The following is a 14,932-nucleotide window of genomic DNA, read 5'->3' on the forward strand; positions in this document are numbered from 1 at the left end:
TTATACCTTAATTAATCCAGAAATGGTCCTAGGACTTATTCTGCACTGGCTACGGTATCGTCCTCAACACGCATTTGTTCTTTGTCTAAGACGACAATGGCAATTTTACCACTGCGACCTTGTACATAAATTTTGTCATCAACCACTAATGGTTGAGCATATAAACCATCGCTGTCTACTTGGATACGGCCTACAACATCTCCGTTAGTACGGTCAATGAAGTGTAAGTAACCTTCTAAATCGCCAACCACTAAATAACTGTCGATAATGGCTGCGGCAGTAAGCTCACGGTTTTTAAGGGTTGAGTTACTCCATAGCTCTAAACCGTTACGACGGTCAACAGAATAAATTCGGCTGTGGTCATCAACAAGGTATAGGCTTAAGCCTGCTTCGGCTAATTCATTAAAGCTTGAATATTTACGCGACCAAACAGTACGTCCGCTGCGCAATTCCATTGACACTAGGTTACCGTTGTAGCTGGCAACATATAAGTTTTCGCCAAGAATTAACGGGGTCATATCAACATCTGCCATACGGGTAAACTCATTACCGCCACTTGGGCTGTATACGGGTTGTTCCCAGGCGGCCTGGCCGTTATTTTTAACCACAACAACCACTTTACCGTCAGCTGTGCCAACAAAAAATCCACCGGCTTCATACGCAGCAGAAGATGTGCCACGCAATGTTAAGTTAGGAAGCTGACTTTCGTAAGTCCATAGCTTTTCGCCAGTATCAATACTAAAAGCTTCAAATGCACCTTTAGCAGTGTTGACGGCCACAACGTCTTCAGCAACCGTTGGCGCTGAGAGTAACTCGCCGTTGGCTTGTGCTGACCAAACCACTTCACCAGTAGCCTCATCTAACGCAACCAATAAACCGGTTTCACCACCCACAAACACTTTTTTACGTGCTGCGGTCACGCCCGCTGCTAAGCGAATGCCTTTGGTTTTGGTTTTAAGCTCTTCTTCAAACGCGTCATTAAAGTCTGTCGACCATAATTTTTCACCGGTTGTTTCATCAAATGCAACAACAACACCGCTTCGATCTGCAACGAATAACTTATCGTAACGAACCGTTGGACGAAGCTGCGAGTAATAATCACCTACGCCTTCGCCTACACTGGTGTCCCAACTGATTTCTGGAAACACGGTTGCTTGAATATCAACTAATTCACTCACAGGCTCTTCTTCAACATCACTCGAAGAACAAGCTGATAAAAAAGCAACACTTAGCCCAACAGCAAGTAGATTTCTACACCACGACTTCATCGGCTAAGTTCCTTATGCCTTGTTTAGATTGTCTAATTTCATTGTCAGCGCAGGACTGGTTAAGGCTCCACCATTATCTACCGCAGCTTGATAAGCTAATTTGGCTTTATCCAAATCACCTTGACGCACTAAAAAGTCGCCTTTTAATTCTTCACGTTGCGAAGCAAATGCTTCGTCTGATACTTGCTCAAGTGTAGCTAATGCCACACCTAAGTTATTTTGTTCAGCTTGCACACGTGCTAAACGAATGGTTGCTACCATGTCTAAACCTGAACCAGGTTTCGCGGCAATCACTTTGGTTAGTGCCGTTTCTGCTTTGGTTAAGTCACCTGCATCAATGGCAGCCTTAGCGACCATTAATTCAAGCAATGCTTGATAACCCGCTTGGTCGTGCTCAGCAGTAAAGTTTTCTGCTTGAGTTAAAAACGCAGCTGGATTTGTTGACTGTTCAGCGATGGTCTGAAAAGTCTCAGATGCTAGTTCAGCTGATTCGACTTTCATGTCTGAATAGGTATTCCACCCATAAAGACCACCAAGACCTACCACGGCCCCTACGGCAATTGAGGTACCATAATCTTTCCAGAACTGCTTGATAGCATCTACTTGTTGTTCTTCTGTGCTATAAATTTCCACTTACGCTTCCCCTCTTAAATCAGTTCTGCAATTTTAGTCACCAGTTCAGTACGGGCGACTAATTGTTGTTCGTTGTTATTTCGTAATGGCTTAATGGCAACTTGGTTATTTGCAACTTCATTTTCACCAATAATCAAAGCATATTGAGCACCGCTTTTGTCTGCGCGTTTCATTTGCTTTTTAAAGTTACCGCCACCGCAATGAGACATGACTTTAAGCGTTGGTAGCTGTTGACGCAACTCTGCGGCAACTTTAATCGCTTCAACTAAGCAATTGTCACCCATTGCTGTGACATATACATCAACTTCAGCGGCAATGTCGTTGGTTAGCTCTAAGGTTTCAAGCAACAATACAATGCGCTCTAACCCCATAGCAAAACCAACAGCAGGTGTATCTTTACCGCCTAACTGGCCAACTAGGCCATCATAACGGCCGCCAGCCAACACAGTACCTTGTGAACCTAAACTCGTGGTTACCCATTCAAATACCGTGCGGTTATAGTAATCTAAACCACGTACTAAACGCGGATTGATGGTGTATTGGATGCCAACAGCGTCTAAGAGTTCACATAAAGTTGAAAAATGTGTTTTTGTGTCTTCTCCTAGGTAGTCCATCAATGCGGGTGCATCGGCTAAAATAGCCTGTACTTGTGGGTCTTTGCTGTCTAATACGCGCAGTGGGTTTGAATACATGCGGCGCTGGCTGTCTTCGTCTAACTTATCTTTGTGTTGCTCTAAAAAGGCAATTAATGCATCACGATAAGCAGCACGCTCAGCAGGATCGCCTAGTGTATTTAACTCAAGCGCGACATGGTCTTTAATGCCAAGTTGGTCCCATAAACGTGCAGATAACATTAATACTTCAGCGTCAATGTCAGCAGTGCCAATACCGTAAACTTCAACACCAAATTGGTGGAATTGACGATAACGGCCTTTTTGAGGGCGTTCATGACGGAACATGGGTCCCATGTACCATAGGCGTTGTTCTTGGTTGTACAGTAAACCGTGTTCATTACCGGCGCGCACTGTTGAAGCAGTGCCTTCTGGGCGTAGCGTTAAGCTGTCACCGTTACGGTCTTCAAAGGTGTACATTTCTTTTTCAACGATATCGGTCACTTCACCAATTGAACGTTTAAAAAGATCGGTACTTTCAACGATAGGAGTGCGGATTTCACTGTAACCAAATGCACTTACTGATGAGCGAAGCACCGCTTCGACTTTTTGCCAAATTGGGCTTTGAGTTGGCAGAATGTCATTCATTCCGCGAATTGCTTGGATTTGCTTTGCCACTGTTACTGGTCCAATTTTAAAATTAGCTTACACTAATAAAAAGTAAATTTACCCGCTCAATCTATGCTTAGCACAACGAGCAGGTTAGAGAATTATTCTGTTTTGTCGGCAATCTCAATACGATTTGCCATCATTGCCGCTTTAGCGCGAATTTTGGCTTCTAGACCATCAACAATACTGTTGTTGTCAAAACGCTCTTTTTGGCGCACGCCATCATCGTAATAGCCACTCTTAGCATGACCACCGGTTAAGCCAATGTGCGACACTAACGCTTCGCCTGGGCCATTCACCACACAACCAATAATTGACACATCCATGGCCGTTGTTAAGTCTTCTAAGCGGCGTTCAAGTTCATTCACAGTGTTAATCACATCAAATTCTTGACGAGAACAAGATGGGCAAGCAATGAAGTTAATGCCACGGCTTCGAATACGTAATGACTTTAAAATGTCAAAACCGACTTTGATTTCTTCAACCGGATCGGCAGCCAAAGAGATACGAATGGTGTCACCGATACCTTCGGCTAACAACATGCCTAACCCAACGGCAGACTTAACAGAACCTGAGCGCATTCCGCCCGCTTCGGTTATGCCTAAATGTAAAGGTTGGCGAATTTGCTTGGCTAGTAAACGATAAGACTCAACCGCTAAAAAGACATCAGACGCCTTAACACTGACCTTAAATTGATCAAAGTTAAGACGGTCTAAAATATCCACGTGACGCATTGCAGATTCAAGTAATGCCTCAGGTGTTGGCTCGCGGTATTTGTCCATTAAATCTTTTTCAAGTGAGCCGCCATTAACACCAATGCGGATAGGAATATTGTTGTCACGGGCACACTCAACCACACTGCGGATACGCTCTTCGTTGCCGATGTTACCTGGGTTGATACGCAAGCAATCAACGCCGTATTCGGCCACTTTTAATGCAATACGGTAATCAAAATGAATGTCGGCAACTAACGGTACATCAACCGATTGTTTGATGATTTTGAATGCTTCAGCAGCGTCCATCGTCGGCACTGAAACGCGCACAATGTCGGCACCCACTTTTTCTAAGGCTTTAATTTGCGCCACAGTGGCTTCAACATCTGTGGTTTTTGTATTGGTCATCGACTGTACAGCAATCGGTGCACCGTCACCAATAGGCACTTTGCCCACGTAAATACGTGTGGAAGGTCTGCGAATAATTGGGGATTCGTTATACATGCAAATACGCTCTACTGCTTGTTGCTAAAGCACACATTATGCTTTTGGCAGGGTTAATCTTGCGACTCGACCGTTAGCAAATTCAGCTAAGCTGACTTGGTCACCGTCAAGGCTGATACTGGCAACCTGTGGGGCGCCGAGTATCACTTTAAAAGGTTTGGTACCACGCACTTCAACTGACTTAGCGGCGGTTTTCACGCCATCGACCAATACTTTACCATTAGCATCTGTCACGTTAATCCAGCAATCACCACTTAATTGAATCGTGAGTAAGCCTTCAGTTCCAGAAACACTTAACGCTGTACTCTCAAGATTAACGATTGATTCAGTGCTAGCTTGATTTAAGGTACTGTTAGCCGCGGGTGTTAACGAACTGGCAGGCATTGCAATGTTTGATGCATTAGGCTGCTCAAGATTGTTAGTTACAGCATCGATTTCGGCACTGGCGGCAACACTTGCTTGCTCTGCATTGACATCAACAGCGGTGCCGTCATCCATCGTGGCTTGAGTATCATCCGTTTGTTCGGTTGGGATTATTTGCTGCGGTTCAGGCATGTCGGCTTCTGCGGCAATTTCTTCAACCGTTGGCATCGATACATCAATATTGGTTAATAATGATGACTTTTGCACCCACCAAAGTACAAACATGGCAATTAACACGGCCAAGATAAGGTAAGTGACTAAGTTAAGGCGACTGTTACGAGCCTGATGAGTTGTTTTGCGTGAAAAGCTTTGCATTGCCGGAGGGACAATTTCAGGCAACTGATGGCTTAAACATAATTGAATGTCGTTCAAGTCCGCATTAATGAAACGCGCATAGTTTCTGATATAGCCCCGAACATAAGTCGTTGAAGCAATGTTATCAAAAATGTCTTGTTCTATGTCGCTGATTATTCTTGGCCGTAAATGTAATTGCGTCGCCACCGTCTCAATAGACAGTCCCTTGGCTTCGCGAGCCGCTTTTAAAATAGCACCCGCGGTAACAACGTCATTCAACAACTCGGCCTTTTCAGCGTCTTGTTCTACTTCGAATTCTTTAGTCATTAATTCAAGTTAGCTCTATAATTTTTGGCTTGTGGAGATGCAGGAAACTTCGCAATTAATAAAATGCCAAATCGTTTTACGGCCTCTAAGTCATTTGCCGCCCGCTCAATCTTGATCCCTAAGGCTAAACTTTCTGCTGATTCACTTACAACTCGATGGTATCTTGCGAGTTGTACGCGCGCATCGTCGTAGTCAGCTTCTTCCATGGCTAACTCGGTTAACTCTAATAAGGTTACTTGTCTTCTTGGATCATACTTTAACGCCATATTAAAATACTGTCGCGCTTTTTCTTTATCGCCTGCCTTGCGACTACACACACCTAAATTTTCGTAACTTGATGCGGAGCGGGTGTATTTAGGCGTATTAATGGCCTCAAGAAACATTTTTTCTGACTCAGCAAATTTACCTTGCTGACATAAAAACACCCCAAAATTATTACGCGCGTCACCGGTTGCATCGCTAAGGCTAATGGCCCGCTTATAAGACTCTTCGGTACGAACCACATCGTCAACCGTTTGGTAATAATACGCCATCGCCACATGCACTTCACTTAAGTTTGGTGCATGCTCAACCGCTTTATTTAAATTGTATTTTGCTTGCTCGCTGTTACCTCGGCTTAAATATTTCAATCCAAGTTGCATGCGCTCGCGGGCCGCACTCACTTTATCAAATTTACGTTCAGCCACCGGAGTATCAGTACCACTATAGGTGCGTTCGGTTACACAACCGGTAACCGACAGCGCCATTAAGGTCATCACAAAAATTTTGTGCATTCCATGCTTCATTTATAAGCCTATTTACTATGCAAACAACAAGTTAATCCATTGTGACTGAAATCTGGTTTTGTTGCATTTGTTTTTTTGCTAAACGCTTTGTTCTATCACGAATATCACCCGCTAATTGACCACAAGCCGCATCAATGTCGTCACCACGGGTTTTACGAACAATGACAGTTAAGCCGTATTCCATCAAGACTTTAGAGAAGCGGTCAATACGTGAGTTCGACGAGCGACCGTAAGGAGAACCTGGATATGGATTAAATGGAATTAAATTAATTTTACAAGGCGTGTCTTTCATTAACTTAGCTAATTCATGCGCTTGGTCGGTACTGTCGTTGATGTGGTCCAACATTACATACTCAACGGTTACACGGCCACGGTTAGCGTTAGATTTTTCTAGGTAACGACGAATACCCGCTAAAAACTCTTGGAGCGGATATTTTTTGTTAACAGGTACAAGCACATCACGCAGCTCATCATTAGGCGCGTGGATACTCACAGCTAATGCGACATCAATCGCATCACCAAGTTTATCAAGCGCGGGGACAACACCAGAGGTCGACAAGGTGACACGGCGTTTTGACAAACTAAAGCCAAAATCGTCTAGCATAATGTCCATTGCAGGGATCACGTTGGCTAAGTTCAGTAACGGCTCGCCCATCCCCATCATAACAACGTTAGAAATTGGACGGTCACCAGTGTCTTTATGAAAACCTAAAAATTGCGATACACGCCAAACCTGGCCAACAATTTCAGACACGCTTAAGTTACGGTTAAAGCCTTGTTGAGCTGTTGAGCAGAAGGTACATTCTAGTGCGCAGCCAACTTGCGATGACACACATAAGGTCGCACGGTCTTCTTCAGGAATATAAACGGTTTCAACTTCTTGGCCTTGGCCTACGTTAATGGCAAATTTAATGGTGCCATCATTTGATTTTTGGAAACTTGAAATATCTGGCGCAACAATTTCACATCTTGCCGCAAGCTTTGCTCGCAACGCTTTGTTAATGTTGTTCATATCTTCGAAGTCACTGACGCCAAAGTGATAAATCCACTTCATTAATTGATCGGCACGAAACGGCTTTTCGCCCATTTCGCTGAACAACGCACGCAGTCCTTTACGATCAAGATCTAATAAATTGATTTTTTTTACACTCATTTGCCTAACCTCAAAACGCCAAAACCTGTAACAGGGCGGCAAATTATACAGGTAGCATTACCTTTTAGCCAGTATATCTACATTAAGCTTGCGTTAACTATAAACTCAGCCAGTTATCCTCATTTGAGTCACCTTAACCTCGTTGATTTTCAACCATTCTGATTGAAATTCAGTTTGTATTAACTTAGATGAGTGTAATATCACGCCTGGCTATGTGGCCTGCCATGAGGCAGTATTGACTTTCAACCTATGATAACCCTTCTGTTTATCGTGTTTTTCGCTATATTTATCTCGTTTTTATTCAGTATTTTTGAAGCCGTATGACTGTCGGTTCTCCCTAGTTATATTGCTAACCTTAAAGAACACCACCCTCACGCTGCTACAAGGCTGCATCAACAAAAGCAAAATATCGACTCGCCGCTCGTGTCTATTCTCACCTTAAACACCATTTCTCATACTATGGGAGCATCGGTAGCAAGTGCCTAGGCGGCAATTATTTTTGGCAGTGAGCTACTTGGGGTGTTTTCTGCGGTTTTGACATTTTTAATTTTATTTTTTTCTGAAATTATCCCTAAAATTATTGGAGCTAATCATTAGCGTAAAGTCGCCCCCGCGGTGTCGCTTTGTTTATATTGGATGGAAAAATTTGCCCAGCCGTTGATTTGGTTATCACAGAAAGTCACTGGCTTGTTGGGGAAAAGTGATAGTCATCATTATATTCGCCAAGAACTCAGCGCCATGAACCAAATGGCCAAAGACAGTGGTGAATTCAGCGAACAAAAATCGCAAATTTTAACCCAAATGTTGGCGATGAAAAACATGACGGTCAGCGACATCAAGCTCCCAAGAACGGTGATATTTAAATTGCCAACGAGCGTAACCAATGAACAATTTATGCGTCAGCACTTAAATAACCTGAGCTCGGGATAATAAACGCTTTTCAAACAGCCCTTTGCCCTGCTAACTGCGTTGAATCGACTTACGACACCTAAACCAGTGAATGAATAAAAAGCACAACAGCGAGCATTTAACATTGAAATAGCAGCACCTAACGCTTTTATGGGTAAGTAAGGTGCAGATAAAGAAGGTGTAGATAAAGAAGGTGTAGATAAAGAAGGTGTAGCGCAGACTGAACTTTACCCAATAAACTGCCGTACTATATGGCAGTTTATTGGGGGCGACACGATAAACATAGCACTCTTTTTTACGTACAAAAATCAGCACATACTAATATTTTATTGTTTTCAAATGACTGCGGATGACAGCATTACGCCAGATACGTTAAGATGATGTCATTACACAGAGGGAACTAATGCAAAATTCTTATCGCTTATCCATTGCACATATCAACGACACGCATTCAAACTTTGAACCAAGCCCAGTCCAATTTAGTTTAACCACCGAGCAGCAATCTTATAAGCTGGAAACAAACTCAGGTGGCTATGCACGCTTAGGGTTTCAAATTGACCAGGCAAGGCAGCAAGCAGTCCAGCAGCAAACCCCATTTTTGTTTTTGCATGGTGGTGATAGTTTTCAAGGCACGCTGTATTTTCGTGAGTTTCAAGGCGCAGCCAACGCCCACTTACTTAACTTGTTAAAACCTGACGCCATGGTGCTAGGTAATCATGAAATTGATGCAGGTAATAGCCCTGTACAAGCCTTTTTAAACCGCATCGATTTTCCAGTGCTTGCAGGTAACATGGACTTAAGCCATGAAGATAGACTAAAAGTCGGCAGATTGTACGGCCATCCAATGCTGTACGATTTTGATGACAGCAGCGAAACAGCCAAGGTCTTAATTAAGCCTTTTCATGATACAAAAATGGCGATTATTGGTATCACCTTAGATCAAATGCGCTTGATTGCTAGACCCGACCCTGACACCGACTTTGTCAATGCCATTGATACCACCCGTGCCACCATTGCACGCCTGCATCATCAAGGTATTAAACACATCATAGTGTTAAGCCATTTAGGGTTAGACCAAGACCGAGAACTCGCCCAGCAAGTAGATGGCATTAGCCTGATTGTGGGCGGCCATTCTCATACGCTGCAAGGGCAAATGAGTGACATTGGTTTAAGCAATATACCCTATGCTGAAACCATTAACTCAACGCCTATTTTGCATGCAGGTAAATATGCCGAAACCTTAGGTTTGGCCGAAATAATTTTCAACAATCAGGGTTGCGTCATTGAGCTTATCGGCAACAATTATTTTATGATTGATAGCCAAATTCATGTCAGCGACGCCCAAGGGCAAACAGCGTCCCCCGCTGTCTCGCAGTCGTTAATCGCGCAATTACTTGCCCATCCAAGCATTAAAGATGATCAACACGATGATGGCATTCATCAGGTGATCCACAGCCAATATCGCCCAGCATTAGATGCATTAGAAAACCAAATATTGGCCCATATCCCGCGCGATTTTGTCCATACCCGTTTACCAAGTAAACATTTACCCCACGGCAGTGAAATTGCCCCTTGGGTGAGTCGAAGTATGTATAAAGCAGCCAAAAATATTGAACCCGACATTGATTTTGCATTGCACAATGCTGGCGGCGTTAGGCAATCGCTAAATAAAGGGCAGTTGTCACTGGCCGATGTGGTTGGGCGTATTTTACCGTTTGAGTTGCCGTTAACCCTGTATCAAATTATGGGTAAATACGTGATTGAGGCGTTAGAATCGTCGATTAATCGTGCCACAAATAACGGCATTGTGGGGACTGGCGCAGGCAGTTTCCCCTACCCTTATGGACTGCGTTATTTTTACGATGGCAAACAAATTAAAGGCCAACGTATTACGAAAATTGAAATTTACAAGCAATACCAATGGCAAGCGCTTGAGCCAGACAAACTGTACATTGGTGTGTCCAGTGCCTATACCGCCGCGGGAAAAGAAGGTTACGACGCCTTACTGCACGCTCATTGGCAACAAGCTATGACCAGCCAAACCTTGCCTGAGGCCTTTATCGACTTTGTCAGTTTGCACGGGCATTTAATTGAAGATCAGTTATTTACCAATGTGCATTACATTAGCCATCGAGAAGATAAATCAAAACATGAATAACAAGCCGCTCATTTAGCGTTAACTATAATACTGTCACGATAATTTGGGTTTGATCACAGACCACGAGTCGCTTAAATGATTAAATGCTGAAGTATCTTCTTCTAAATCGTATGACAGGAAAACAATATGAAAGCTAAATTAATCGCATTTGCTGCCGCCGCTACCCTAGCGTTAGGGATTTCTTCTGTTTGGGCACAAGGCGCATTACATCAAGGCGAAGTGCTCGACACAATGAATGGTGGTGGTTACACCTACGTTCAAATTAAAGAAGCAGACAAAACCTATTGGGCTGCGGGACCACAAACCCAAGTCAGCAAAGGCGATACTGTAGAAGTGTCTGAGCAAATGTGGATGACCGATTTTGCTAGCTCAAGCCTAAATAGAACGTTCGATAAAATTATGTTTGTTGGCAATATCGACAAAAAATAGTTCGTTTTACGCTTAAAAAATACCATAATTGACCAATCTTTAGGATTGGTCTTTTTTATGCAAAATTCATACTTAACGCCTTATCACATTGTTGACTTTAGCCCAGTGTACGCACAACAAGTGAGCGAGTTATACCATATGGCGATACAACATATTCGCCATCCAAGATACCCGCAAGCCAAACTCGATGCCTGGTCATCATCGCCTCGTTCAAGCAAGTTTTGGCAATTAAAATATCAACGAAACCGCGCTTGGTTAGCTGTAGATTCAACACAACAAGTGATTGGATTTATTAGTGTCGAAACTCACTTTAAACAACAAGGTTACATTGACTGTTTGTATGTAGCACCGGCTTGGCAACACCAAGGCATCGCGCGAGCGCTTTATTTACAATTACAAGCCTGGGTACAACAACAGCGTTACCCAGTATTGAGTGTCGACGCCTCATATTTGTCTAAAGGTTTGTTTGAGCAACATGGTTTTGTGTTAAAACAGGTCAGTTATCAACACAAACTCGGGCAAACTTTTAATGGGTTTTATATGCAAAAAACATTAATAAATAATCTTGTCACAGGTCATTAGCGTTTTAATAATGGCTGCAGCATCTCTTCTAATCCATTGAGTTTAACTTCGTACATTAGGGCCAATTGCTCGCCCAACTTACCTTCTGGAAAGCCTTTAGAGTGAAACCACACCAAATATGGCTCAGGCAATTGCAACAACTTGCGCCCAGCATATTTACCAAATGGCATTGTTTGATTAATCGCTTCTACTAGTTGTTGCTCGTTCATCACGTGACCCTTATTACTGTTTATTTAACGATCTTAACACGGGCCATGTAAGTTTTTGCCTAACTTCACCGCCACATTAATTATATTAATTAGTTATACAAAACAAAATAAATAACACAATTAGATATATAAAGTGGATTAACGACCTTATTAAAACCAATGACATCACACAACTCAACATGGCAGCCTAGCAAAAAAGGGCTGTAAGTGATTATCTAATTTAACTTTTAAGTAACATTGACGCTTGGCCGCTATCAGTGTCAACTTTTTGCCATCCCAATAAAATCCGTCAATAAAATTTCGTCATGCCATTTATAAAAAAACGTCAAAAATCAGCTAATTGACGAAACATAACAGAACTCTTACAGTTAAGTCATGTATTACTTTTGGCAGTGTATGCGGCCTGATAAAGAGGACGGTTTCGATGATCATATTAGTCGGCGGAGAAAAAGGCGGTAGCGGTAAAAGCTGTTTAGCACAGAACATTGCGGTGTTTCTCACCCGCGAAGCGCAAGCTAGCGTGATTATGGTGGACTGCGACCCACAGCGAACCACATCAGACTGGATCCAAGCGCGCAACAATAATCCAGACTTACCGACCATCAACTGCGTGCAATTATACGGAAAAATCCGTAACGACCTGCTGAGTTTAGAGCAGCATTATGACTACGTCATTGTCGATTGCGGCGGCCAAGATAACCTCGCACTACGGGCGTCGATGTCAGTGGCTTCGCACGTACTCATGCCATTAAGACCTAAACGTCGTGACTTAAAAACCGTCAGCCATATGGACGATATTGTCGCAACCTGCTTAATGATAAACCCTAAAATGAAGCCATCATTTGTGATTACCCAATGCCCAAGCTTACCCAACCAAGCAAGTCGCATTGCCGAAGCAAAAGATGTGTGCCGCACTTACGACATTAATGTACTTGAAGCCGTAAACTACAGCCGCAACATCTATGACGACAGCGAAGAGTCTGGTTTATCGGTGTTTGAGTTAGAACCCAAAGGGAAAGCCACCGAAGAAATGCGCAGTATTGCGTGTGAGTTACTCGAAATCACCGATGCAAAACAGCTTATTGACCAACGTAATAATGTATCTAATGTCACGACAATGAGAGGAAATTATGGGACTAGCCGATCTCAAGAAAAACGCTTCGTTATGTAAAAACGAGCGCCCGATTGCAGTGTCGGTTGATGACTTTATTGCCGCAGCCGATTTATATGCCGCAGGCGTTGAGACTCACTCAGGCTTATCCCCCAAAGCCCTGACAGAGTCTTCTAACGTGGTTGATTTTTTACAACGTAAATATCAACAACCGCAAACGCCCCCCCAACTAACTCAGGCCATAAAAAAGCCATACAAGCGTTGTACATACACCTTAAGCGAGGCGGCAATAGAGCAATTAACCCTATTGAGCCAAAAAGGACAAGTGGCTAAATCAAAGCTGATTAGGCAGCTTATTGCTCATTATTTTTCATTAACGCCTGAACAACAAAAACGTATCGACGCAAATTTTCACGACTAAACAAAACTTAGCAACACTCAGCATAAACCGAGTTCACCATCTCTCCCCACCCTTTGCTGGCAGCAAATTGACCATCGTTATTTGTATGCCAGTTTTTTTATCTTTATGTCTCTAGCTTGAATTTCACCTAAGCCTCCCCCATAAATAGTTTATGAGAGAATTCATTTGGAAAATCAATGGTAGCGATTGTAATTGTGATAACCGTGTCAATATTAGCAATCGCATGGATTGGCAGTAGCCGCTGGCGTAAACAGCGTCAACGCAAACGCATTACCTCAATGCCCTTCCCACATGCATGGCGCGCCATACTTAAAGCTCGATTTCCGTACTTTAAAGCCATGCCAACTGATCTACAGCTGCAATTAAAAAAACACATACAGATTTTTATTAAAGAAAAACAATTTGTTGGTTGTAATGCTTTTATCATTAATGATGAAGTCAAAGTCACTATTGCCGCGCAAGCCTGCTTGCTTTTACTTAACCGACAAACCGATTACTACCCTAAATTAACCCAGATTTTAGTGTATCCGGCCGCCTTTATTGTTGAGAACAACCGCACCGACATGGCAGGCGTACAATCAACACAGCGCAATGTGTTATTGGGCGAGTCTTGGGGGCATGGCAAAGTCGTTTTGTCGTGGAATAGCACGCTACAAGGCGCTGCAGATCCGTTTGATGGCAACAATGTTGTGATCCATGAGTTTGCCCACCAGCTCGACCAGGAAGATGGCAGCGCGAATGGTGCTCCCCCACTGGGTGATATTACGGCTTATCGTTCTTGGTCTAAAACGCTAGGCGAAGAATTTAAACAACTTCAACATTGCGCAGCGCACCATATACCGTCATTATTTAACTATTATGGTGCGACCAATCCGGCAGAGTTTTTTGCCGTAATCAGCGAAACCTTTTTTGAACGTCCAGTGGAGTTTTATCAACAACACCAACAACTATACCAAGAATTAAGTCAGTTTTATCACCTAGACCCAATCCATTGGCATTAACGGTAACCCCTATTGGTCAACGCGAAATGCAATTATTAACGTAAGGGATATTATGCAATCTATTATTCATCGACTTGGCTTTATTGCCATGTTAGTTACCACAGCCGCAGCCTTCGACGTACATGCAAATCAGGCTGACGAGTTAAGTGCAGATCAAGCGCAAACAGACAACAAAAACCAATCTATTAGTCAACAAGTGAGCTCAGAAAGCCCCGCTATCATTAAAGATCTCAACACCACCGCTGACATGGTCGACAGCCAGGGCTTATCAGCACAAGACAGCCAGGCAGTAAGCGCATTGCTTAATAAACTGCATGAAAGTGCCGCAAGCGCGGACTGGACAACCTACTTCAGTTTATATCATCCGCAAGCGGTGTTTATCGGCACCGACAATACTGAACGTTGGAACATGGTTGAGTTTCAACGTTATGCTCAGCCGACGAAAGGCTGGCGCTATGAGCTTCAATCGCGCCACTTATTGCAAATAGACGACACCATTTTATTTGATGAGCACTTATTTAGCCCGGCCTATGGTGCAAGTCGTGGCACAGGTGCATTAGTTCACACCGAACAAGGCTGGAAAATAGCCCAATATCATTTAAGTTTTCCTATTCCTAATGACAAAGCGAAACGCATTACCAGCTTAATAATGCAGTAGTGTTGCAATGACATCGAGTAGGGTGAGGCGTCACCGCCCCATCCCTCTCACAGAACCGTACGTACGGACCTCGT

16 protein-coding genes are annotated in these 14,932 nt (G+C 43.3%); 8 read left to right on the forward strand and 8 right to left on the reverse strand.

Translation table 11 applies throughout. The features are described from left to right. Nucleotides 1-35: 35 nt before the first annotated feature. The 7 genes from bamB to rlmN all read right to left on the reverse strand — a co-directional run bounded on the left by bamB (nucleotide 36) and on the right by rlmN (nucleotide 7,380). Nucleotides 36-1,268 carry an outer membrane protein assembly factor BamB gene (bamB, locus tag IEY42_RS01960; protein WP_188923687.1) on the reverse strand — a complete coding sequence of 411 codons (1,233 nt, stop codon included), beginning with the start codon at nucleotides 1,266-1,268 and terminating at the stop codon, nucleotides 36-38. A gap of 12 nt (nucleotides 1,269-1,280) precedes the next feature. After that, nucleotides 1,281-1,901, reverse strand: coding sequence for a tetratricopeptide repeat protein (locus IEY42_RS01965; RefSeq protein ID WP_188923688.1), 621 nt, complete (start codon nucleotides 1,899-1,901; stop codon nucleotides 1,281-1,283). A 14-nt stretch (nucleotides 1,902-1,915) separates the two neighbouring features. Then, nucleotides 1,916-3,190: a histidine--tRNA ligase gene (gene hisS, locus IEY42_RS01970; protein ID WP_188923689.1), complete on the reverse strand. Its 1,275-nt coding sequence runs from the start codon at nucleotides 3,188-3,190 to the stop codon at nucleotides 1,916-1,918. 92 nt (nucleotides 3,191-3,282) lie between these two features. Next, nucleotides 3,283-4,398, reverse strand: coding sequence for a flavodoxin-dependent (E)-4-hydroxy-3-methylbut-2-enyl-diphosphate synthase (gene ispG, locus IEY42_RS01975; RefSeq protein WP_188923690.1), 1,116 nt, complete (start codon nucleotides 4,396-4,398; stop codon nucleotides 3,283-3,285). A gap of 36 nt (nucleotides 4,399-4,434) precedes the next feature. Next, a complete protein-coding gene (locus IEY42_RS01980; protein ID WP_188923691.1) occupies nucleotides 4,435-5,442 on the reverse strand; it encodes a RodZ domain-containing protein in 1,008 nt (335 codons plus the stop codon). Continuing rightward, complete coding sequence (gene pilW, locus IEY42_RS01985; RefSeq protein WP_188923692.1) at nucleotides 5,442-6,227, reverse strand: type IV pilus biogenesis/stability protein PilW; 786 nt, start codon at nucleotides 6,225-6,227, stop codon at nucleotides 5,442-5,444. The genes IEY42_RS01980 and pilW overlap by 1 nt, the downstream gene beginning before the upstream one ends. A gap of 31 nt (nucleotides 6,228-6,258) precedes the next feature. Further along, entirely contained in the window at nucleotides 6,259-7,380 is a 1,122-nt protein-coding gene (gene rlmN / locus IEY42_RS01990; protein WP_188923693.1) for a dual-specificity RNA methyltransferase RlmN, read from the reverse strand. A 636-nt stretch (nucleotides 7,381-8,016) separates the two neighbouring features. Between rlmN and IEY42_RS22655 the strand changes: the two genes are divergently transcribed. The 4 genes from IEY42_RS22655 (at nucleotide 8,017) to IEY42_RS02010 (ending at nucleotide 11,458) form a co-directional block, all read left to right on the forward strand. Then, a complete protein-coding gene (locus IEY42_RS22655; RefSeq protein WP_188923694.1) occupies nucleotides 8,017-8,310 on the forward strand; it encodes a hypothetical protein in 294 nt (97 codons plus the stop codon). A gap of 382 nt (nucleotides 8,311-8,692) precedes the next feature. Continuing rightward, nucleotides 8,693-10,447, forward strand: coding sequence for a bifunctional metallophosphatase/5'-nucleotidase (locus tag IEY42_RS02000; protein ID WP_188923695.1), 1,755 nt, complete (start codon nucleotides 8,693-8,695; stop codon nucleotides 10,445-10,447). Nucleotides 10,448-10,573: 126 nt separating this feature from the next. After that, a complete protein-coding gene (locus tag IEY42_RS02005) occupies nucleotides 10,574-10,876 on the forward strand; it encodes an NrfJ (protein WP_188923696.1) in 303 nt (100 codons plus the stop codon). A gap of 57 nt (nucleotides 10,877-10,933) precedes the next feature. Then, nucleotides 10,934-11,458: a GNAT family N-acetyltransferase gene (locus IEY42_RS02010; protein WP_188923697.1), complete on the forward strand. Its 525-nt coding sequence runs from the start codon at nucleotides 10,934-10,936 to the stop codon at nucleotides 11,456-11,458. On the opposite strand, the gene IEY42_RS02015 is transcribed toward IEY42_RS02010, so the two are convergent. Continuing rightward, a complete protein-coding gene (locus tag IEY42_RS02015) occupies nucleotides 11,455-11,667 on the reverse strand; it encodes a DUF3820 family protein (protein WP_188917763.1) in 213 nt (70 codons plus the stop codon). The two genes, IEY42_RS02010 and IEY42_RS02015, sit on opposite strands and share 4 nt — an antisense overlap. Nucleotides 11,668-12,091: 424 nt before the next feature. On the opposite strand from IEY42_RS02015, the gene IEY42_RS02020 reads away from it, so the two are divergent. From IEY42_RS02020 to IEY42_RS02035, 4 genes are all read left to right on the forward strand, one after another. After that, nucleotides 12,092-12,838: an AAA family ATPase gene (locus tag IEY42_RS02020; protein ID WP_188923698.1), complete on the forward strand. Its 747-nt coding sequence runs from the start codon at nucleotides 12,092-12,094 to the stop codon at nucleotides 12,836-12,838. Next, nucleotides 12,798-13,199, forward strand: coding sequence for a hypothetical protein (locus IEY42_RS02025; RefSeq protein ID WP_188923699.1), 402 nt, complete (start codon nucleotides 12,798-12,800; stop codon nucleotides 13,197-13,199). Before IEY42_RS02020 ends, IEY42_RS02025 begins: the two co-directional genes overlap by 41 nt. 176 nt (nucleotides 13,200-13,375) lie before the next feature. Then, nucleotides 13,376-14,200 (forward strand): M90 family metallopeptidase, encoded by an 825-nt coding sequence (locus IEY42_RS02030; RefSeq protein ID WP_188923700.1) that lies wholly within the window; start codon nucleotides 13,376-13,378, stop codon nucleotides 14,198-14,200. A 52-nt stretch (nucleotides 14,201-14,252) separates the two neighbouring features. Next, nucleotides 14,253-14,858 (forward strand): nuclear transport factor 2 family protein, encoded by a 606-nt coding sequence (locus IEY42_RS02035; RefSeq protein WP_188923701.1) that lies wholly within the window; start codon nucleotides 14,253-14,255, stop codon nucleotides 14,856-14,858. Nucleotides 14,859-14,932 lie beyond the last annotated feature (74 nt).

Source organism: Shewanella algicola (assembly GCF_014648035.1).
GTDB lineage: Bacteria > Pseudomonadota > Gammaproteobacteria > Enterobacterales > Shewanellaceae > Shewanella > Shewanella algicola.